The organism is Pseudoduganella sp. SL102 (assembly GCF_027856995.1).
Lineage (GTDB): Bacteria > Pseudomonadota > Gammaproteobacteria > Burkholderiales > Burkholderiaceae_D > Rugamonas > Rugamonas albidiflava.
In genome coordinates, this window is the sequence record NZ_CP115554.1 from 7,053,434 (window position 1) to 7,074,467 (window position 21,034).

Annotated in this window: 16 protein-coding genes; 6 read left to right on the plus strand and 10 right to left on the minus strand. The window is 66.5% G+C overall.

The genetic code is table 11. The features are described 5' to 3' along the window. Window positions 1–225 precede the first annotated feature (225 nt). Both OU994_RS29955 and OU994_RS29960 read left to right on the plus strand, forming a co-directional pair. On the plus strand, window positions 226–3,618 hold the full coding sequence (locus tag OU994_RS29955) for an MHYT domain-containing protein (protein WP_281608869.1): 3,393 nt from the start codon (window positions 226–228) through the stop codon (window positions 3,616–3,618). Next, on the plus strand, window positions 3,615–4,625 hold the full coding sequence (locus OU994_RS29960) for an HD domain-containing phosphohydrolase (protein ID WP_131143775.1): 1,011 nt from the start codon (window positions 3,615–3,617) through the stop codon (window positions 4,623–4,625). Before OU994_RS29955 ends, OU994_RS29960 begins: the two co-directional genes overlap by 4 nt. 520 nt (window positions 4,626–5,145) lie before the next feature. Here OU994_RS29960 and OU994_RS29965 read toward each other — a convergent pair. The 5 genes from OU994_RS29965 to OU994_RS29985 form a co-directional block, all read right to left on the minus strand. Continuing rightward, window positions 5,146–6,264 carry a glycosyltransferase family 4 protein gene (locus OU994_RS29965; RefSeq protein WP_281608870.1) on the minus strand — a complete coding sequence of 373 codons (1,119 nt, stop codon included), beginning with the start codon at window positions 6,262–6,264 and terminating at the stop codon, window positions 5,146–5,148. Between the two features lie 2 nt (window positions 6,265–6,266). Further along, window positions 6,267–7,394 (minus strand): glycosyltransferase family 1 protein, encoded by a 1,128-nt coding sequence (locus tag OU994_RS29970; RefSeq protein WP_281608871.1) that lies wholly within the window; start codon window positions 7,392–7,394, stop codon window positions 6,267–6,269. Next, window positions 7,391–8,326 (minus strand): NAD-dependent epimerase/dehydratase family protein, encoded by a 936-nt coding sequence (locus OU994_RS29975; protein WP_281608872.1) that lies wholly within the window; start codon window positions 8,324–8,326, stop codon window positions 7,391–7,393. Before OU994_RS29975 ends, OU994_RS29970 begins: the two co-directional genes overlap by 4 nt. A 1-nt stretch (window position 8,327) precedes the next feature. After that, complete coding sequence (gene gmd, locus OU994_RS29980; protein ID WP_281608873.1) at window positions 8,328–9,371, minus strand: GDP-mannose 4,6-dehydratase; 1,044 nt, start codon at window positions 9,369–9,371, stop codon at window positions 8,328–8,330. Between the two features lie 102 nt (window positions 9,372–9,473). Next, on the minus strand, window positions 9,474–10,052 hold the full coding sequence (locus OU994_RS29985) for a PEP-CTERM sorting domain-containing protein (RefSeq protein WP_281608874.1): 579 nt from the start codon (window positions 10,050–10,052) through the stop codon (window positions 9,474–9,476). 22 nt (window positions 10,053–10,074) lie between these two features. Between OU994_RS29985 and OU994_RS29990 the strand changes: the two genes are divergently transcribed. Then, window positions 10,075–10,215, plus strand: coding sequence for a hypothetical protein (locus OU994_RS29990; protein ID WP_281608875.1), 141 nt, complete (start codon window positions 10,075–10,077; stop codon window positions 10,213–10,215). Here the strand turns inward: OU994_RS29990 and OU994_RS29995 are convergent. Together OU994_RS29995 and OU994_RS30000 are read right to left on the minus strand one after the other, a co-directional pair. Next, window positions 10,209–10,661 (minus strand): DUF2214 family protein, encoded by a 453-nt coding sequence (locus tag OU994_RS29995; RefSeq protein WP_281608876.1) that lies wholly within the window; start codon window positions 10,659–10,661, stop codon window positions 10,209–10,211. The two genes, OU994_RS29990 and OU994_RS29995, sit on opposite strands and share 7 nt — an antisense overlap. Window positions 10,662–10,988: 327 nt before the next feature. Beyond that, on the minus strand, window positions 10,989–13,307 hold the full coding sequence (locus tag OU994_RS30000) for an NADP-dependent malic enzyme (RefSeq protein ID WP_281608877.1): 2,319 nt from the start codon (window positions 13,305–13,307) through the stop codon (window positions 10,989–10,991). A 338-nt stretch (window positions 13,308–13,645) separates the two neighbouring features. Here OU994_RS30000 and OU994_RS30005 point away from each other — a divergent pair, with 338 nt between their 5' ends. Continuing rightward, entirely contained in the window at window positions 13,646–13,846 is a 201-nt protein-coding gene (locus OU994_RS30005) for a hypothetical protein (RefSeq protein ID WP_281608878.1), read from the plus strand. Between the two features lie 72 nt (window positions 13,847–13,918). Continuing rightward, on the plus strand, window positions 13,919–14,905 hold the full coding sequence (thiL, locus tag OU994_RS30010; RefSeq protein WP_131143766.1) for a thiamine-phosphate kinase: 987 nt from the start codon (window positions 13,919–13,921) through the stop codon (window positions 14,903–14,905). Between the two features lie 45 nt (window positions 14,906–14,950). Here thiL and OU994_RS30015 read toward each other — a convergent pair whose 3' ends face one another. Genes OU994_RS30015 through OU994_RS30025 form a run of 3 tightly spaced genes read right to left on the minus strand, consistent with a single transcriptional unit; the run spans window position 14,951 to window position 20,312 of the window. After that, window positions 14,951–17,596, minus strand: coding sequence for an EAL domain-containing protein (locus OU994_RS30015; protein ID WP_281608879.1), 2,646 nt, complete (start codon window positions 17,594–17,596; stop codon window positions 14,951–14,953). Beyond that, window positions 17,593–19,716 carry an ATP-binding protein gene (locus OU994_RS30020; protein WP_281608880.1) on the minus strand — a complete coding sequence of 708 codons (2,124 nt, stop codon included), beginning with the start codon at window positions 19,714–19,716 and terminating at the stop codon, window positions 17,593–17,595. The genes OU994_RS30015 and OU994_RS30020 overlap by 4 nt, the downstream gene beginning before the upstream one ends. Beyond that, on the minus strand, window positions 19,713–20,312 hold the full coding sequence (locus OU994_RS30025; RefSeq protein ID WP_281608881.1) for a YfiR family protein: 600 nt from the start codon (window positions 20,310–20,312) through the stop codon (window positions 19,713–19,715). The genes OU994_RS30020 and OU994_RS30025 overlap by 4 nt, the downstream gene beginning before the upstream one ends. A gap of 193 nt (window positions 20,313–20,505) precedes the next feature. On the opposite strand from OU994_RS30025, the gene OU994_RS30030 reads away from it, so the two are divergent. Next, window positions 20,506–20,988 (plus strand): CinA family protein, encoded by a 483-nt coding sequence (locus OU994_RS30030; protein WP_281608882.1) that lies wholly within the window; start codon window positions 20,506–20,508, stop codon window positions 20,986–20,988. Window positions 20,989–21,034 lie beyond the last annotated feature (46 nt).

Below are 21,034 nucleotides of genomic sequence, written 5' to 3' on the forward strand. Positions count from 1 at the left end.
GACCGGCCCTGAGGATTCCGGAATGCGCCGGCTGGCCATTACTTCTTTGCAAGCGAACCGGTAACAATAAAACACGGGTCCCGATAGAAGCAAGGCAACGCTGTCGCCACCACGCAACATCACTCCCCGGCGCGGCGCGCTGGAACCACATCTGACCCGCGCAAGTCCTTAATTTCCAAAGGGAAATTGTGCTACTGTACGGAAACTTCCAGTTAGCCTGCCACCATGAATCTATCCGCGCTGATCACCCTGTTCTCGCCGTCGGCCGACCCGTCGCTGCTGCAGTACGGCATCTATGACGCACGGCTGGTCGCGCTGTCGGTCCTGATCGCCATCTTCGCTTCATGGATGGGCCTGTACATTGCCGGCCACCAAGGCGCCACGCAGACCAGGGGCCTGCGCACCGCCGCACTGCTGTCCGGCAGCCTGGCGCTCGGCGCCGGCATCTGGGCCATGCACTTCATCGGCATGCTGGCGTTCGACGTCTGCACCGGTACCCGGTACGAGCCGCTGCTGACCGGTCTGTCGCTGCTGCCGGGCATGGCCGCGTCGGCGGTGGCCCTGTCGATCACCCGGCGCGACCGCCTCACGCGCGGCACGCTGCTGCTGGGCGGCGTGCTGGTGGGCGCGGGTATCGGCGCCATGCACTACAGCGGCATGGCGGCCATGCAAACGGCGCTGACGCTGCGCTACGACCCGTGGATGTTCGCCCTGTCGATCGTGGTCGCGGTGGTGCTGGCAACGGTCGCGCTGGGCGTGCGCTTCGGCTTGCGCGTGCGCGCCCGGCACCTGTCGTCGCGCCAGCGGCTGGGCATCAGCGCCGTCGTGATGGGCTGCGCGATCGCCGGCATGCACTACACCGGCATGGCGGCGGCGCGCTTCATCGGCACGCCGCCCGCCGTCGCGCTGCCGGACGACACCGACGAGATGGCCCTCTCCGTCAGCGTGATCACGGTGCTGTTCACGCTGGCGGTGATGGCCGTGCAGGGCCTGCTGCGCTACCGCCAGATGTATCTCAGCCTGCTGCAGAGCGAAAGCTCGATGCACGCGCTGCTGACGACGACCGTCGATGGCGTCGTCACCATCGACCAGCAGGGCATCATCCGCGAATTCAATGCATCGGCCGAGCGCATCTTCGGCTGGCGCCGCGACGAGATCGTGGGCCAGCCCGCCAGCATGCTGATGGCGGATCGGGAAGCGTCCGAACGGGACGGCCTGCTGCACCGTATCCGCAGCGGTGACATGCGCCCCGAGCGTACCGGCGAGGAAGTGATGGCCCGCCGCAAGGATGGCTCCGAAGTGCCGATCCGCAAGGCGCTGGGCCATGCAAAACTGATCAAGCGGAACCTGTATGTGCTGTTCGTTACCGATATCAGCGAGCGGCGCGCCATCATGCAGGCGTTGCGCGACAGCGAGCGGCAGTTCCGCTCCCTGATCGGCAACATTCCCGGTATCTCGTTCCGCTGCCGGGTGGAAGCGGGCTACCCGCTGGAATTCATCAGCGACGGCGTGGAATGGGTCAGCGGCTACCCGGTGTCGGATTTCATCGGGCCGGACAAGACCCGTACCTTCGCCGAACTGATTTCGCCGGCCGACAAGGCGCGCGTGCTGGCCATCTTCAACCTGTGCGCATCGAACGGGCTGCCGTTCACGGTCGAACACCGTATCCGGCACGCGGACGGCAGCTGGCGCTGGGTATGGGCGCACGGCGCGCTGGTACGCAACGACGACGGCACGCCATGCTGGCTCGATGGCGTGGTGCTCGACACCACCGAACGGCGCCAGATGGAAGAAGACCTGCGGCAGGCCAAGGAAAAGGCCGAGCAGGCCGCGGCGGCCCGCGCCACCTTCGTGGCCAACATGAGCCACGAGATCCGCACACCGATGAATTCGATCCTGGGCTTTACCGACGTGCTGCTCGATACCGAGCTGAAGCCGGAACAGCGCGGCCACCTGGACACGGTGCGCAATGCCGGCCGCGCGCTGCTGCGCCTGTTGAACGAGATCCTCGATACCGCCAAGCTGGAAAAAGGCGCGGTGGAGCTGGAACTGGCCGACTTCAACCTGCTGGCGCTGATCGACGAACTGTCGTCGACCTATAACACGACGGCGCGTGCCAAGGGGCTGGCGCTGAACATCGCCTTCGCCCCCGACCTGTCGCCCTGGCTGCACGGCGATGAGCTGCGCATGCGCCAGGTGCTGACCAACCTGCTGGACAACGCCATCAAGTTCACCGCCGCCGGCGGCGTCACGCTGTCCGCGGCGCGGGAAGGCGACAAGCTGCGCATCGCCGTGAAGGATACCGGCATCGGCATCGCGGCGGACCGCCTGGCCGCGATCTTCGATCCCTTCACCCAGGCCGATGCCTCGATGACGCGCCGCTTCGGCGGCACCGGCCTTGGCACCACCATCAGCAAGCAGCTGGTCGAGCTGATGGGCGGACGCATCTGGGCCGAAAGCACGCCCGGCGAAGGCACCACGTTCCACGTGGTCCTGCCGCTGGTGCCGGCGCTAGCGCCGCAACAGGCTCTCGCGCCGCGCCAGCGCCAGCGCGTGGCCTACGAGCTGCCGCCGCTGCGCGTGCTGGCCGCCGACGACGTGGCCCAGAACCTCGAACTGCTGGCGCTGCTGATGGGCAAGCGCGGCCACACGCTGACGCCCGCCCACGATGGCGGCCACGCGGCCGAGCTGGCGGCGCGGCAGGATTTCGACGTGATCCTGATGGACGTGCAGATGCCGAACGTGGATGGCCTGGCCGCCACGCGGATGATCCGCGAAGAGGCGGCCCGCAACGGCCGCCCGCGCGTGCCCGTGGTGGCGATGACGGCCAGCGTGCTGGAAGCGCACCGCAAGGCCAGCACTGCGGCGGGCATGGATGGTTTCGCGTCCAAGCCGGTGGACTGGTATGCGCTGTCGCACGAGATCGCCCGCGTGCTGGGCCTGCAGCCGGTATGCGCCGTGGAACCGCTGCAGAAAGCCAGTGCCGCGCAGGTCCTGAACCGCGCCGCCGGCGCGCAGCGCTGGGGCGGCAATGCCGGGCAACACCAGCTGGCGCTGTGCCGCTTCGACCTGGACCATGCGCTGAGCGCGCGCCAGCTGGCGGCGCTGCACGAAACCGGCGACAGCGCGGGCCTGCAGGCCCAGGCGCACCGGGTGCGCGGCGTGGCCGCCAACCTGGGCCTGGAACAGCTGGCGGCCACGCTGGCCGGGATCGAGAAGGCCGCCACGGCTGGCCGCGATGAACTGGCAGCGAGCGTGCCGCCGCTGCTGGCGCGTTATGCGGAAGAACTCGACCAGGCGCTGGAAGCCGTGCGCACGCAGGCCTGCCCCGATCCCGAAGCGCCGCCCTGCGTCGCGGCACCCGCCGGCGTGGCGGCGCCGTTCGATGCCGCCGCGGTGCGCGTGGCGGCGGATGCGCTGCAACGCTCGCTGGCGCGCGGCGCGCTCGACGATGCCGCACTGGCCAGCCTGTCGCAGGCGATGCACGGCCACGTGCCGCCCGCCACGCTGGCGCCGCTGCAGATGGCGATCGACGACTTCGACTTTACCTTGGCCGAGACCAGGCTGGCGACGATGCTGGAAACGGTTCTTGGCACCGATATGGAAACCACCCCATGAAACAGAATGCCAGACTGCCACTGATCCTTGCCGTGGACGACGAGGCAAGCAACCTGCAACTGCTGCGCCAGATCCTGCAGGACCATTACCGTCTCCTGTTCGCGAAGGACGGCGCCCGCGCGCTGGAACTGGCGCGCCAGGAACATCCCGACCTGATCCTGCTCGACGTGATGATGCCCGGCATGACCGGCCACGAAGCGTGCCGCACGCTGAAGGCCGACCCGGCCACCGCGGCGATCCCGGTCATCTTCGTGACCGCGCTGTCCGACCAGGACGACGAGGTGCGCGGCTTCGACATGGGCGCGGTGGACTACATCACCAAGCCGGTCAGCGCGCCGATCGTGCGGGCACGGGTGCGCACGCACCTGTCGCTGGTGCGGATGGATGAACTGAAGGATAGCCGCCTGCAGATCGTGCAGCGCCTCGGCCTGGCGTCCGAGTACAAGGACAACGAGACCGGCATGCACGTGATCCGCATGAGCCACTATGCGCGCCTGCTGGGCATCGCTGCGGGCATGAGCGAGGCGCAGGCCGACGACCTGCTGCACGCCGCGCCGATGCACGACGTGGGCAAGATCGGCATCCCCGACCGCATCCTGCAAAAGCCCGGCCCGCTCGACCCGGACGAATGGGCCATCATGAAATCGCACGCCACGATCGGCGCCGACATCATCGGCGACCACCCGCACGGCATGCTGAAGCTGGCGCGCAATATCGCCCTGTCGCACCACGAGAAATGGGATGGCAGCGGCTATCCGGGCGGCCTGGCAGGCGAGGCGATCCCGCTCGAAGGCCGCATCTGCGCGATCGCCGACGTGTTCGATGCGCTGACGTCTGAGCGCCCGTACAAGAAGGCCTGGCTGGTGCAGGACGCCGTGGAATTCCTGCTCAAGCAGCGCGGCGCGCACTTCGACCCGCGCCTGGTGGACCTGTTCGTGGAACAGTTGCCGGCGATTTTGGCGATCAAGGAGAAGTGGGCGGAGACGCCGCTTGGGGCGGCGGCCTGATGTTCGTGGAGGACGTGGCGTGTGGCCGGAATTGGGGCTGGTATTGAAACGTTGAGCGCAGCGGAAAACCGGTGTCCAAATTAATGCCGTTAAGTAAGCATTGCCTGACACATTGAAAGCGCAAGCATTCACCCCAACAGCGAAGGGCTGGGGTCAGACCCGCCGGGGTGCAGCAGGGGTTTCGCGAAGCCTGCTTCGCGCCTGCGGAACGGTGCTGGCATGCATGCCAGCATTCCCCCCTGACCCCGGAATCTGCACTTGGGGTGGCTTGCCTAAGCAGCACTGGTGTCCGACACCGGTTTTCATCTCATGCGGTGCTGATTCAAGCGGTGGCGATTCAAGCGGTGGCGATTCGAGTGCTAGTCGCGATGCCGCGACAGAAACTGGTGAACTCCCACCATCGCCCCGTTGTTGCGCTGCACGTTCGGGAATTTGCAGACCGTGACAGTGGCAGGGAGTCCGGTATCCATATTAGCGACGCCTCAGCTTGCTGCATTGATCCAAGTCAAACGACTCGCCGCTATGTAGATTTTTTTGCAACATCACAATACAGCTCGGCATAATCGGCGGCCATTTTTTCCGACGTAAACAGCGCGGCATAGCGCTCGCCGGCACGCTGCCCCATTGCCTGCGCCAGCGCCGGATCTTCCCACAGCGTGCGCATCGCATTGCCGAACGCGGCCGGGTCGCTGGGCGGTACCACCAGGCCCGTCTCGCCATCGATATTGATGTAGCTGGTGCCCGTGCCGATCTCGCTGGAGATCATCGGCTTGCCGAACATGGCCCCTTCCAGCAGCGAAATGCCGAATGCCTCGGAACGCAGGTGCGAGGGAAATGCCAGCGCATAGCACAGCGTCAGCAGCGCCACCTTGTCCTGCTCGTCGACGGCGCCGAGGAAACGCACGTGCTTCAGGCCGAGGCGCCGCGCGTGTTCCCTCAACTCGTTCTCGATCGGCCCGGCGCCGACGATCACCACCGGGTATTCGCAGCGCGCCAGCGCGTCGAGCAGGATGTGCAGGCCCTTGTAGTAGCGCAGCACGCCGACGAACAGGAAGAAGCGTTCGCCCACTTCGGCGCTCCAGTGCGCCAGCCGTTCGGGCGTGGGCCGCGGATAGGTGCCGCGGTCCAGGCCGAACGGGATCGCCCGCACCTTGTCGCCATAGCGGCGCAGCACGTCGGACGAAGCAAAGTAGTTCGGCGAGGTGGCGACGATGCCGTCCACATTGGCCAGGAAGCGGTGCATCAGCGGCGAATACAGCTTCAGCAGGGTTTTCTGCCGCACGATGTCGGAATGGTAGGTGACCACCGACGGTTTCTTCACCCGCGCGAGGAAGTGCGCCAGGTCGCCGAACGGCCACGGGAAGTGGTAGTGCACCACGTCGGCCGTGCGCGCCAGTTCCGCCAGCCTGCGGATGGCGGCAAACGACATGGCGTTCGAGGCGATCTCGATATCCTGCGGCACGCGGTGCACCACATGGCCGTCGATCTCCATGCGCGCCGGGCCGCCGTTGCGCGTCAGCGTCAGCACGTCATTGGTGATGCCCAGGCGCGCCGTGCCCACGCACATCTGGCGGATCGCCTGTTCCACGCCGCCCCACGAATCGGGGTAATACGTCTTGTAGAAATGCAGGACGCGCATCGTCAGCCCTTCAGCACCGATTCATACACGGCGGCCGTCTTGCGCGCCGTTTCGCGCCATGTCAGCTGCACCGCGCGCGCCCTGCCGGCAGCGATGCAGCGCCGCCGCAAGGCTTCGTCGCGCGCCAGTTCCAGCATCGCCGCGCCGATTGCGCCGACCGACAGCGGATCGACATCGATCGCCGCGCCGCCCGTCACTTCCGGCACCGACGTGGCGTTCGATGCCACCACCGGCACGCCGGAGGCGAACGCCTCCACCACCGGGATGCCGAAGCCTTCATACAGCGACGGGAACACGAAGACGCCCGCCCCCGCGTACACATGGCGCAGTGCCTCGCTGCTGGTCAGGCGGCTGAGCCACACCACGTTTTCGCCGCGCTGCTGCGCGGCCTTGACCTGGTCGACCAGCTCGTTGCTGCGCGCCCCCGCCGCGCCCACGATCACCAGCTGGCGCAGCGAGCGCACGCTGGCCGGCAGGCCGAGATAGGCCTGCAGCAGCGCACCGATGTTCTTGCGCGGCTGCAGCGTGCCGACGGTGAGGAAATACCCGGGGCGCAGGCCATGCTCCGCCAGCGTGGCAGCGACCAGGGCCGGGTCGGGCGCATCGAGCCATTCCTCGTCGACACCGCACGGCACCACGCTGATGCGGCGCTCGTCGACCCCGAAGCACTGCACCAGTTCGGCGATCGTGTAGCGGGTGTGGGCGATCACGTGATCGGCCTTGCGCGCGGCCTTCGCCTGCAGCCAGTTCTTCACGCCGCGCAGGCGGGGGTTGCACCATTCGGGGTGCGAGATCGGCAGCGCGTCGTGCAGCGTGGCGACGATCGGCCGGTCGATCCGCACGATGCGGTAATCGGTCGCGTGGAATAGGTCGACGTCGAGGTGATCGCGCGCGCCGGGCAATGAGCTGGGGAAAACCAGGTCGCGCAGGGTCGCCAGCGGGAATGGGCGCGGCATCGGGCGGCCGACCGACAGCCGCGCCGCCGGGCCGAACGAGCGGGCGTCGACGGCCACGCCGGCACGCGGCAGCTCGCGCAGCAGTGCACGGCTGTAAATGCCGATTCCGTCGAGGTGGCCGCCGGTCAGGGCAGGTTCGGTGGTGGTGGCGGAAAGGCCGACTTTCAGTGTCACGCCTCGTACATCCAGCGCAAGGTGTGCTCCAGCGGCGGCGGATCGATCGCGCCGACCACGGCCTGCAGGCGCGTGTTGTCGCCGGTCAGGCGCACCACTTCATTGGCGCGCACGAAGGCCGGGTTGACGTGCACGTCGATCCGGTAGCCGGCGATGGCGCCCATCATGTCGAGCGCCTCGCCCAGCGAATAAGCCTTGCCGGAGCAGATGTTGAAGGTCTTGCCGATGGCGGCCGGCCCCGCGGCGAGCAGGTGGCGGTAGCTGGCGGCCACCACGCGCACGTCGGAAAAATCGCGCCAGACCTGCAGGTTGCCCAGCTCGATGCGCGCCTCGCGGCGGCGGAAATGCGCGACGATCTTCGGCAGCAGGAAGTTCTCGGCCTGGCCCACGCCGGTGTAGTTGAAGGGCCGCACGAAGATCAGCGGCAGCCGGTCCATCCACAGGCGCGCCATGTATTCCATGGCCAGCTTGCTGACGGCGTAGTCGTTGGCGGGAGCGGCCGGCGTCTCCTCGCCGATCACGCCGGCGTCGGCATTGCCGTAGATATTGGCGGACGATGCCAGCAGCACGGCCGACGGCTTCTTCGGCGCGGTCGCCAGCGCTTCGAGCAGGTTGCGCGTGCCCATCACGTTGACGCGGTAGATCTGCTCGACATCGCTGTGCGCGACGAAGGCGATGGCGGCCAGGTGCACCACCACGTCCGGCTGCAGCGAATGCACGGCGGCAGCCAGCGCGGCACGGTCGGCCAGGTCGACGGCCACCGTTTCCGGCCCGTGTTCGCTGCCCGGGCTGGCCAGGCCGAACACTTCGTATCCGGCGGTGCGCAGTTCCTGTGCCACGTAGCGCCCGGTGAAGCCGGCGATACCGGTCACCAGTGCGCGCTTGCCGGCGCCCTCGCGCGTGGGGGACAGCAACTGCAGTGCCGCGGCCATGTCAGAACGAGAAGCCGGCGGTGTTGCGGCGCAGGTCGGCCTCGACCATCATCTGGCACAGCTGTTCCAGCGTGGTCTTCGGTTCCCAGCCCAGTTCGGTCCTTGCCTTGCTGGCATCGCCGATCAGCAGGTCCACTTCGGCCGGGCGGTAGAATTTCGGGCTCACGCGCACCAGCACCTTGCCGGTCTGCGCGTCATGGCCCGTTTCGTTTTCCGCGCTGCCCTGCCATTCGATCGCGATGTCGACGGCCTTGAAGGCCATCGTCACGAAATCGCGCACGGTCTCGGTGCGGTTGGTGGCCAGCACATAGGTATCCGGCTGGTCGGCCTGCAGGATGCGCCACATGCCTTCCACGTATTCCTTGGCGAAGCCCCAGTCGCGCTTGGCATCCATATTGCCCAGTTCCAGCACGTCGAGCTTGCCCAGCTTGATCTTGGCGACCGAGTCGGTGATCTTGCGGGTGACGAATTCGCGCCCGCGCAGCGGCGATTCGTGGTTGAACAGGATGCCGGAGGAGCCGAAGATGCCGTACGACTCGCGGTAGTTCACGGTCATCCAGTGTGCATACAGCTTGGCCACGCCATACGGGCTGCGCGGATAGAACGGCGTGTCTTCCTTCTGCGGAATGGCCTGTACCTTGCCGAACATTTCCGAGGTGGATGCCTGGTAGAAGCGGATCTTCGGATCGACGATGCGGATCGCCTCGAGCAGGTTGACGGCGCCGATACCCGTGATCTCGGCCGTCGTCACCGGCTGCTCGAACGAGACGCCGACGAAGCTTTGCGCCGCCAGGTTGTAGATTTCATGGAAGCGGCCGTTCTGCAGCAGGCGGATCGACGACGACAGGTCGGTCAGGTCGTGCTCGACCAGCTTCAGGTTCGGGTGGTTCTGGATGCCCAGCTCTTCGATGCGCCAGAAGTTGACGGAGCTGGTGCGGCGGAACGTGCCGGTGACTTCATACCCCTTCTCGAGCAGCAGTTGCGCGAGGTATGCGCCGTCCTGACCGGAAATGCCCGTGACCAGGGCGCGTTTCATGTTTTGCATAATGATCGGGTGTCGAGAAGGTTGAAAGAAGCCCGATATTGTAACAGAGGCATGACAATGACCCGCCCGCAGGCGCAGGCGGATTACATCAATTACATCTTGTTACAGCGAAACATTTCGCCGGCGCCGGCTGGCCAGTGCGACCACCGCGAGCCCGGCTGGCAACAGCAGCATGGCCGAGGGTTCGGGCACCGGTGGCGGCGGACTGATCGTGAAGGTGGTTTCCGCGGTCCACGCGAAGCGCTCTTCCCACGAGGTGAACGGACCGTAGCGGCCACTGCCAAAGCTGACCCCGGTATTCACCCCGCCATACCACCCGCTTTCGAATTCGTCGGTGCCGGAGTAGCCGACGGCAAAATCCAGGTTCCCGTTCAGGGCGTAGGTAAAGCGGACGACCCCGCAGCCAAGATAGGGGCTGGGGTCAGCCACGCAGCCATTTCCGCCAGGAGCGATATAGGTCTGGTTATAGGTCGACAGCATCGTCAGTTCGTCAGCGGAGATGACGCCGTCGTGATTGCCGTCCGCGCCGGAGAACGAGCCGGTCAGGCGCTCTTCCGCCAGGAACTCGCCGGTCGCGGTATCGATGAACCCCTGGTACGCAAACTGCCAAGTGGTCTCCTGAGCATGGGCGCAGGCAGCACCCGCCGCCAGCACGGCGGCACACATCCAGTCTTTTCGCATTGTTTCCTCCAGGATGAAAGAAATGAAGATGACATTGCCGATGACCCGGCAGGTCATTCTTGCAAAAAAAACAGTGCTTGGGTGGGAGTGCAGATTGGAAGGACTGACCGGCCAGCGCTGGCGCGAGACGGAGGAAACATCCCGCCTGCGGATGGCTCAGTAACCGATCCCGCGCGCCATCATCGCGGCCGCAATCGGGATCAGCGCGAACACATGGATCTCGGCCAGCTTGCGCCGGCGCACGGCGCCCAAGTCATCGGCCGGCGGCGTGAATGCCGCATCGGCCTTCAGCGATTTCTGCCAGGCCAGGATGCGCACGGTCGGCTTGATCGACAGGACGCCGACCACGGCGAATGCACCCACTTTCACCCAGAAGACCGGATTGTCGACATAGAACGCCGCGCCTTTCGCGCCGTGGAAGACCCGGCCAAACCCGGCCACGAGGATCGCCAGCGCCAGTGCACCGTACACCGTATCGAAGCGCCCCAGCAATTTCACGGTATGTGGCGACATCGCCGCGGGCCGCAGCAATGCCAGCTCCGCCGCGAGCACGGCGGCGATACCGAACACGATCAGGTGGTGGACGATGGCAAGGATGAGGTCGCTCATGGTGGCGACAATGTAGCGCCAGCACCCAGCCAATGTCAAAGCCCGGCCTGTTGTAAAAATGTCTTTCCCAACATTGGGGACAGTCCCCGATTTTTAACAACAGTTTTCCCGCGAGCCAGAGTTTTGTCGGCAATCCGACTTTTCATCAGCGAGTGGCGAATGGGTACAAGGCCCGCATTCGCAGCCGATGTAGAAACAACAAGAAGGTTGCCAAAAAATGGGGACTGTCCCCGGTTCAGGGAAATGTTTCCGGGAGGGGGAGCTGCGCTGGTCCAGGCGAAAAAAAAAGCCGCCTTGCGGCGGCTTTGCGGGGAGTCGACCCGGTAATCAGTTGTTGCGCTGGGCGACCACGTCGACCACGCACAGCGCCGTCATGTTGACGATGCGGCGCACGGTGGCCGATGGCGTCAGGATGTGCACCGGCGCGGCGCAGCCCAGCAGGATCGGGCCGATCGCGATGCCGTTGCCGGCCGCCGTCTTCACCAGGTTGTAGGCGATGTTGGCGGACTCGATGTTCGGCGCCACCAGCAGGTTCGCGTCGCGCTGCAAGGTGGAATCCGGCATCAGCTTCTTGCGCAGCTTCGAGTCGAGTGCGGTGTCGCCGTGCATCTCGCCATCGACTTCCAGGTCCGGCGCGCGTTCCTTGATCAGGGCCAGCGCGGCGCGCATCTTCTGCGCGGACTCGTTGTTGGACGAGCCGAAGTTCGAGTGCGACAGCAGCGCGGCCGATGGCTGCAGGCCGAAGCGGCGCATCTCTTCGGCGGCCATGATGGTGATCTCGGCCAGCTGTTCGGCGGTCGGGTTTTCGTTGACGTGCGTATCGACCATCACCAGTTGCCGCTCCGGCAGCACCAGCACGTTCATCGCCGCGTACACATTGGCGCCCGGGCGCTTGCCCAGCACCTGGTCGATGTAGTGCAGGTGCAGCTGGGTGGTGCCGAAGGTGCCGCAGATCATGCCGTCGGCATCGCCCTTCTTGATCATCATCGCGCCGATCAGGCTGTGGCGGCGGCGCATTTCCAGCTTGGCGTATTCCTCCGTCACGCCCTTGCGCTTGGCGAGGTTGTAATACGACGTCCAGTAATCGCGGTAGCGGTCGTCGTAATCGGGGTTGATCACGTCGAAGTCCACGCCCTGCTTCAGGCGCAGGCCGAATTTCTGGATGCGCGATTCCAGCACGGCCGGGCGGCCGACCAGGATCGGGCGCGCCAGGCGCTCGTCGACCACCACCTGCACGGCACGCAGCACGCGCTCTTCCTCGCCCTCGGCGTAGACGATGCGCTTGGTGTCCGGGCTGGTGATCTTGGCCTGCGCGAACAGCGGCTTCATGAACGTGCCGCTGCGGTAGACGAATTGCTGCAGGCTGTCGGCGTAGGCTTCCAGGTCCTTGATCGGACGCGTGGCAACGCCGGACTCCTCGGCGGCCTTGGCCACCGCCGGCGCGATCTTGATCAGCAGGCGCGGGTCGAACGGCATCGGGATCAGGTACTCGGGGCCGAACGACAGGTTGGTGAAGCCATACGTGGTGGCCACCACGTCCGACTGCTCGGCGTGCGCCAGGTCGGCGATCGCGTGCACCACGGCGATCTCCATTTCACGCGTGATCGTGCTGGCGCCGCAATCGAGCGCGCCGCGGAAGATGTACGGGAAGCACAGCACGTTATTGACCTGGTTCGGGTAATCCGAACGGCCGGTGCAGATGACGGCGTCGTCGCGCACGGCTTTCACGTCTTCCGGCAGGATTTCCGGGTTCGGGTTGGCCAGCGCCAGGATGATCGGGCGTGCCGCCATGCGCTTGACCATGTCCTGCTTGAGCACGCCACCGGCGGACAGGCCCAGGAAGATGTCGGCATCGCCGATCACTTCGCCCAGCGTGCGCGCCGTGGTGTCACGGGCGAAGCGTTCCTTGTCCGGGTCCATCAGTTCGGTGCGGCCCTGGTAGACCACGCCGGCCAGGTCGGTCACGAAAATGTTCTCGATCGGGAAGCCCAGGTCGACGATCAGGTCCAGGCAGGCCAGCGCGGCCGCGCCGGCGCCGGACACCACCAGCTTGCATTCCTTGATGTTCTTGCCGACCAGGTTGATGCCGTTCAGGATCGCCGCGCCGACGATGATCGCGGTGCCGTGCTGGTCGTCGTGGAAGACGGGAATCTTCATCCGCTTGCGCAGTTCGCGCTCAATGTAGAAGCATTCCGGCGCCTTGATGTCTTCCAGGTTCACGCCGCCGAACGTGGGTTCCAGTGCGGCGATGATGTCGATCAGCTTGTCCGGATCCTGTTCGTTGATTTCGATATCGAACACGTCGATGCCGGCGAACTTCTTGAACAGCACGCCCTTGCCTTCCATGACCGGCTTGGATGCCAGCGCGCCGATATTGCCCAGGCCCAGCACGGCGGTGCCGTTCGAGATCACGGCCACCAGGTTGCCGCGCGCCGTGTACTTGTAGGCGGCCGCCGGATCGACGACGATTTCCTCGCAGGGCGCGGCCACGCCCGGCGAATACGCCAGGGCCAGGTCGCGCTGGTTCGTCAATGTCTTGGTCGGGGTCACACTGATCTTGCCCGGCCGCGGATACTCGTGATACTCGAGCGCCGCCAGACGCAGTTGTTGCCGCAATTCCTCTTTCTTGTCAGATGACGAATCCATTGCTGCTGCCTTCCTGTGCTGTCTGAAATCCTTTGATTCTAGCAGACCGCATTCCCGGCCAAAGTAGGTATTTTTACCAACGGTTCTGTCAAGACCAAATTTTATATGGTACGTATCGGTGAAATCCCCTTTTCCTATTGGCATGCCCATGCAAGGGAGCCCGGCCAGCTTCGGGTTTACCGGCAGTACGTTCAGTAAATATCCACGACATCGAGTACAGCCGCTGCCCCAAGGCGGCGGCTAGCGGCTTGAAATTAACAAAGAATTAACAAAAATCTTTACACCTGGCAAATTGCCTTCTAGACTACGCGCATCTCAATCCCTGGAAAGGCCTCGGCATGCGTGCCCTGTTCTGGCGTACGTGTTCCCGCGTGGCGGGCGTGGTGTTTCCGGTCTCCACGATAGCGCTGTTCTTCACGCCGCAAAAGTCCGAATGGGAGCTGGCCTTGTCGGCCACCGCCCTCACGGCTGGCGGCGCATGGATCTATGCGCGCGGCCGGCCGCGGCGCATCATGGCGCGGGCATTGCGCCGTCGTTAACCAGGATGCCTGTGCCGGGCGTCCGTCGCCGGCAGCCGCTTCCAGGACATTGCATGCCGTTACAATGGCGGCATGCTCTCCGAATTCGACCTGATCAAACAGTATTTCGTGCGCCCCGCGCGCGCCGCCAAGGCCCAGCTGGGCATCGGCGACGATTGCGCGCTGCTGGGCCTCGCGCCCGGCCGGTCGTTCGCGATCTCTTCCGACATGCTGGTGGAAGGCCGCCATTTCTTCGCCGGCGAGGATCCGTACCGCCTCGGCCATAAAAGCCTGGCCGTGAACCTGTCCGACCTGGCGGCGATGGGCGCGCAGCCGGCCGGCTTCACGCTGGCGCTGGCCCTGCCCGCCGCCGACCGCGACTGGCTGGCCGGCTTTTCCGCCGGGCTGTTCGCGCTGGCCGATGCGCACGACTGCGAACTGATCGGTGGCGACACCACCAAGGGCCCGCTCAATATCTGCATCACCGTGTTCGGCGAAGTGGCGCAAGGCCAGGCGCTGCGCCGCGACGCGGCCCAGCCGGGCGACGATATCTGGGTGTCCGGCACGCTGGGCGATGCGCGCCTGGCCCTGGCCGGCCTGCGCGGCGAAGTGGCGCTCGCGCCGGAGGCGCAGCAACTGGCCGGGACGCGCCTGCATCTGCCTACCCCGCGCGTGGCGCTGGGCCGCCTGCTGGCCGAGCGCGGCCTGGCACGCGCCGCGATCGACATTTCCGACGGCCTGGTGGGCGACCTCGGCCACATCCTGGAGCGCTCCGGCGTCGGCGCCACGATCGATATCGATGCGCTGCCCGCCGGCCCTGCCCTGGCCATGTCCCCAGCCGCCCAGGACGTCACGCTGCGCCGCGCCTGCACGGCCGCCGGCGGCGACGATTACGAACTGTGCTTCACTGCCGCGCCGGCGCAGCGGGCCGCCATCCTGGCCGCCGGCGCGGCGTGCGGCACGCCGGTCACGCGCGTCGGCCGCATCGACGCCTCGCCCGGCCTGCAACTGACGGATGGCCAGGGCGCGCCGCTCGAACTGCGGCTGGCGGGCTTCGATCACTTCGGCACCGGCAAGTAGCGCCGGCTGCGTTGGCAAACAGCGCCGGAAATTTGCGCCGCCCCGTCAGCGGCCCGGTAGCGCCGTGTGGTCCCCGGCCTGGCCGGCCTGCTTGCCGCTGCCGTGCATCAGCCAGTAATGGTGGAAGGCCAGGCGGATGTTGTCGCGCAGTTGCACGTCGTCCCAGGGCTTGGTGTAGAAGCGGTAGATCGCCCCCCGGTTGATCGAATCGAGCATCGCTTCCAGTCCCGTGTAGCCGGACAGGATGATGCGGATCGTGTCCGGGTACATGTCCTTTACCTTGCTGAGGAATTCGGTACCGCTCATCACCGGCATGCGCTGGTCGCACACGATCACCTGCACCGGGTGCAGCGCCAGCAGGTCGAAGCCCTCGGTGGGCGAGGAAGCCGTCAGGATCCGGTAGCCGTCGCGCCGGAACAGCCGGTGCAGCGACGACAGCACGTTGACGTCGTCATCGACGATCAGCAGCGTTTGCGGCGGCTCGGTGGCCAGGTTCGGATCCGGCGGCAGCGACTTGCCGCCCACCACCAGCTGGCCGAACGACAGCACGTTCAGGCCGCGGCTGAAGAAGAAGCCCTGCACCTCGTCGCAGCGGTTGCGGCGCAGGAACTCCAGCTGCGGCCGCGTTTCCACGCCTTCCGCCACCACCCGCAACTTCAGGCTGTGGGCCATGCTGATGATGGCCAGCGCGATCGCCGCGTCGTTCGGGTTGGTAACGATATTGCGCACGAAGGCGATGTCGATCTTCAGCTTGTCGATCGGGAAGCGCTGCAGGTAGGCCAGCGAGGAATAGCCGGTGCCGAAATCGTCGATCGCCACCTTCACGCCGAGCAGGCGCAGCTTGGTCAGCACGTCGATCGTGCGCTCGGCGTTCGACATCAGCGCCGTTTCCGTCAGTTCCAGTTCCAGCAGGTCGGGCGGCACGCCGTGGCGCTGCAGCGCTTCCTTCACCTCCTGTTCCAGGTCGCCTTCGATGAACTGGCGCGACGCCACGTTGACCGCCACGTTCACCGGCCCCACCGGCGAGGCCATCCACTCGGCGATCTGCCGGCAGGCCGCGTCGATGATCCAGTTGCCGGTCCGGACGATCAGGCCGGTATCTTCCAGCACGCCGACGAATTCGGCCGGGTACACGGTGCCGTGCCCGGGCCGGTTCCAGCGCAGCAGCGCCTCCGCGCCCGATACCCGGCCCGTCAGCAGGTTCACCTTCGGCTGGTAATGCAGTTCCAGTTCGTCCTGGTCGAGCGCGCGGCGCAGCGCCATTTCCAGGTCGAGCCGCGCCAGCACCTGCACGTTCATGCCCGCCGTGAAGAAGCGGTAGGCATCGCTGCCCGCCTCCTTCGCCTGGCTCATCGCCGTGTTGGCATACTTCACCAGCGTTTCCGGATCGGCCGCGTCGTCCGGATACACGGCGATGCCGATCGAGGCCGTCATCGTGGCCTGGTGCCCGCCCAGCTGGAACGGCGAGCGGAGCGCCTCGCGCACCTCGTTCGCCACCAGCACCGCATCCTGCTGGTCGCGCTGCATCGTCAGGATCAGGCCGAATTCGTCGCCGCCCAGCCGGCCCACGGTGTCGCGGATGCGCGCCGATTGCACCAGCCGGCCGGCGAACTCGCGCAGCAGTTCGTCGCCCATCGCCGCGCCCAGCGAATCGTTGATGTTCTTGAAGCGGTCCAGGCCGATGAACAGCACGACGATGCGCCATTCCTTGTCGCGCGCCAGGTCGATCGCATCGCCCAGCGTACGGTAGAACAGCTTGCGGTTGGGCAGGCCGGTCAGGCTGTCGTAGTGGGCCGCGTGCTGCAGGCGCTCCTCGGCCACGCGCCGCTCGGAAATGTCGCGCGCCACGCAGATCAGCGTGCGCTGAAGATCGGCGGACTGCGCGGAAGACTGCGCGGTACCCTGCGTACCGTCATGCTGCGCCAGCCCGCCCTGCTGTACCTGCCAATAGATTTCCACCGGCACCGTGGCATGGTCGTGGCGCAGCAGCTCGGTTTCCAGCAGCACCGGCGCGCGCGCGTCCGCGTCGGCACCGGGCGCCGCGTCGGCGTGCTCGCGCAGCGACTCCTGGCTGCCCAGGCCGATGCGCGCCGGATCCTGCGCCATCAGTTGCTGGCGCGTATAGCCCAGCATGCGGGCGGCGCCGTCGTTGACGTCGACGAAGCGCATCGATTGCGGTTCGATCAGGAAGATCGCGTCGGCCGTCGCATCCATGGCGGTGCGGAAGCGCTGCAGGTCGGCGGTGCGCTCGCGCACGGTGCGTTCCAGGACGATGTTGTGGAACCTGGCTTCGCGCTGCATCAGCCGCACTTCGATCAGGTTGCGGATCCGCGTCAGCACTTCGACCGGGTCGAACGGCTTGCTGACGAAGTCGCGCGCGCCGGCGTCCAGCGCGGCCTGCTTCTTGTCCGGCTCGGCGGTCACCACCAGCACCGGCAGGTAGCCGTCCGGCTCGAGCGGACGCAAGGCAGCCATCACGGCAAAGCCGTCCATGCCGGGCATCTGCAGGTCGAGGATGATGATGTCGTAGTTGTATTGCTCGTGCCACCCCGCCACCACGCGCGGATCGGTGGTGGAACTGACGTGCGTGTAGCCCGTCGACTGCAGCAGGTATTCCAGCAGCTGCACGTTGACGGGCTGGTCGTCGACGATCAGGATGCTCGCGTTCTGGATATCGGCCCGGCTGATCATGACTCCTCCTTCTTTTCCCTGAGCAGCTGGGCCTGCCGCTCGCCGGTAGCGTGGTCATTGCCACGGTCGTTGCCACGGTCGTTGCCGCCGTCGCCCGCGGTGCCGGTCCGGCCGAGCGCGGCAGGCGTACCGAGCGTGCTCAGCGTGCTATTGATCGCTTCCGTGAACTCGTCGATATTGATCGGCTTGATCAGGTAGCGGAAGAATCCTGCCGCAATTCCCCGTTCCACGTCGCGCGGCATCGCGTTGGCTGTCAGGGCGATGGCCGGAATGCCGGCGGTGCGCGGGTCGGAACGCAACAGGCGCAGCACTTCGAAGCCGTCCATGCCCGGCAGGTTGATGTCGAGCAGGATCATGTCCGGCAGGTGGGCTCGCGCCAGTTCCAGGCCCAGCTGGCCATCCGGCGCCGACAGCAGGCGCAGCTCGGGCCGGAAGCGGATGATTTCCTGTACCAGCTTCAGGTTGGCCGGGTTGTCTTCCACGTACAGCAGGGTGACGCTGTCGCGCGCCGGCGCGGCCATGCCGGGCGGCGGCGCGGCCGCGACAGGGGTCGCCGGCACCGGCACCGGCTCGGTGGTCTTCAGCTCGACCCAGAACATGCTGCCCACCCCGGGGCTGCTGGTGACGCCGATCGTGCCGCCCATCAGCTCGACGAGGCGCTTGGTGACGACCAGGCCGATGCCGCTGCCCTCTTCCACGCCGGCTTCCTGGCCCAGCCGGTTGAACGGCTGGAACAGCATGCGCACCTGCTCCGGCCGCAGGCCCATGCCGGTGTCCTGCACCGACACGCGCAGCAGCCCGGGCCCGGAGGCGGCACAGTCGATCACCACCGCGCCGCCTTCGCGGTTGTACTTGATGGCGTTCGAGAGCAGGTTCAGCAGCACCTGCTTGAGCCGCGTGCGGTCGGCCGTCACATTGGTGGTGCAGCGTTCCGGGAACAGCAGGCGGATGCCGCGCTCGGTGGCCAGCGGCGCCATCATCGCCTCGCACTCGCGCAGCATTTCAGGCAGCGCCACCGGCTCCATCGACAGCGCCACCGCGCCCGATTCGATCTTGGCCAGGTCGAGGATTTCGTTGATCAGCGTGAGCAGGTGCCGGCCGGACTTCAGGATGTGCTGGGCGAATTCCTTCTTTTGCGCCAGCGTCGAGGGCAGCTTGTCGGACGTGAGGATCTGCGCGAAGCCCAGGATCGCGTTCAGCGGCGTGCGCAGTTCATGGCTCATCGACGACAGGAACGCCGACTTGGCCTGGTTCGCGCTCTTGGCTTCCTCCATCGCCATGGCCAGCTCGCGGTTGGCCATTTCCAGCTGCAGCGTGCGTTCGTGCACGCGCTGCTCCAGTTCCTGGTTCAGCCGCATGACTTCCTGCTGCGCCTCGCGCCGGCGCTCCGATTCGCGGGCGATTTCCCGGTTCGAGGTTTCCAGCTCGCGCTTGCGGCCCTCGATATCGGCCAGCATCTGGTTGAACGAACCGGCCAGCTCGGCCACTTCATCCTCGCCCAGCCGCTCGGCGCGGCGCGACACGTCGCCGGTGGCGATCACGTCGCGCGCCACGTCGGCGATCGACAGGATCGGCCGGGTGATCACGTCGTTGAGCCGCCGGGTCACCAGCCACGCGCAGATCAGCGCCAGCAGGCCGGCGACGATGCCGATCACGATATAGTCGAGGAAGCGCGCCAGCACTTCATAGTCGGCGCGCAGGTATACGGTGCCCAGCAGTTCGCCGTTGTCGGCGATGGGCTTGAACAGGTACAGCTTGCCATCCTCGATGCGGAAGCCTTCCGGCCCCGGCGCCGCCGGCACGGTGCCCTGCTCGCCCTGCGCCGCGTAGCGCGCCACCAGCCGGCCGCCCGCGTCGTAGATGGCGCCCGCTTCGACCTGCGGGCGCAGCCGCAGCAGCGCCAGGTTTTCATGCGCCAGCCGCTCGTCGTCGAACGACAGCGCGGGCGCGCTCATGTGGCCGATCAGCTCGGCCTGGGTGGTCATGTCGTCGGTGATCGTCTGCTCATAGACGTGCAGGTCGTAGGCGACGATGGTGCCGATCGAGACCAGCACGGTCGGCAGCATCACCAGCGCGATCACGCCGAGCAGCTTGGTGCGCAGCGAGCGCAGCGCGATCATGATGCCACTCCCGGCCGCACGTGCACCTGCCTGCGCTCCTGCCCACGCTCTTCCTCACCATCCTGCACGCGATAGGCCGCCGCCAGCAGCCGCGCGCTGATGCGCAGCCGGGCCGCGGCGGCGGCCTTCAGCGACACTTCGAAGCGCACCCGTTCGCCGGCCACGAGGAAATTGATGACGCTGCCCATGCCATGTACCTGGTCGCTGTCCGATACCGTGAGGATCGGCAGGTCGCGGCAGCCGTCGAGCATGCCCTGCGCCGCAGCCCGGTCCCGCGCGCCGACAAACGCGATGTGCGGCGCGCGCTCGCCGCCCATCGCACTGTCCTTCTTTAATTTCACCACCTGCAGCGCGCGGCCGTTGATGGTGCGGCCGCTCACCGTGCGTTCCAGCGGCGCGGCCAGCTCGTCCGCGCCATGCAGGCCGATCACGAGCGGGCTGTCGGCACGCACGAACGCCTGCGCCGGCCATTCGACGAAACCGCCGAACCGGTACAGGAAGGCGGCCTTGACCTGGCGTTCCAGTTCGCCATCGGCCCGCGCCGCGGGCATGGCCGCGGCAAGCGCGGCGGCCAGCCATTGCCTCCGGGTGAGCATTCCAGGTTCCACGTTGCCGCGCCCGTGTGATTGATTGGCCCTATTCTATCGTCCAGTTCCCGGCCGCGCCGCAACTTTGGCTGGCGCCCCATGCCGCAAACACGGGCCCGACAATTTTTTCCCGCGCGCGTGGCCGGCAATCGATACCGCGCGCTAGAATGGACCCGGACATTCTTTGCCGAAGGAGCTACAAGTGAGTACGGACATCAACGAACTGGCCGCCCAGGTGGGCCGTGCCTTGCAGGACAAGGAATTGCTTCTGGTTACTGCCGAATCGTGCACCGGGGGCGGCGTGTCGCAGGCGATCACCGAGATCGCCGGCTCGACCGGCTGGTTCGATTGCGGTTTCGTCTGCTATTCGAATGCGTCGAAGACGGAGTTGCTGGAAGTGCCGGCCGCGCTGATCGCGCAGTTCGGCAGCGTCAGCGAGGAAGTCGCGGCGGCCATGGCACAGGGCGCGCTGGCCAACAGCAATGCCCACCTGGCCGTGTCCACCACGGGCATCGCCGGCCCCACCGGCGCGGTGCCGGGCAAGCCGGTCGGTACCGTCTGTTTCGGCTGGGCCAATGGCGACTCGGTGCATACCGAGCGGCTGGTGTTTTCCGGCGACCGCCGCGCCGTGCGCGAGCAGACCGTGGTGCACGCGCTGCAGGGCTTGCTGCGCTTCGTGAACTAGCCTTTATCCGGGAAGAGCCCCGATCCCGCCGCGTGGCCAACGCCGC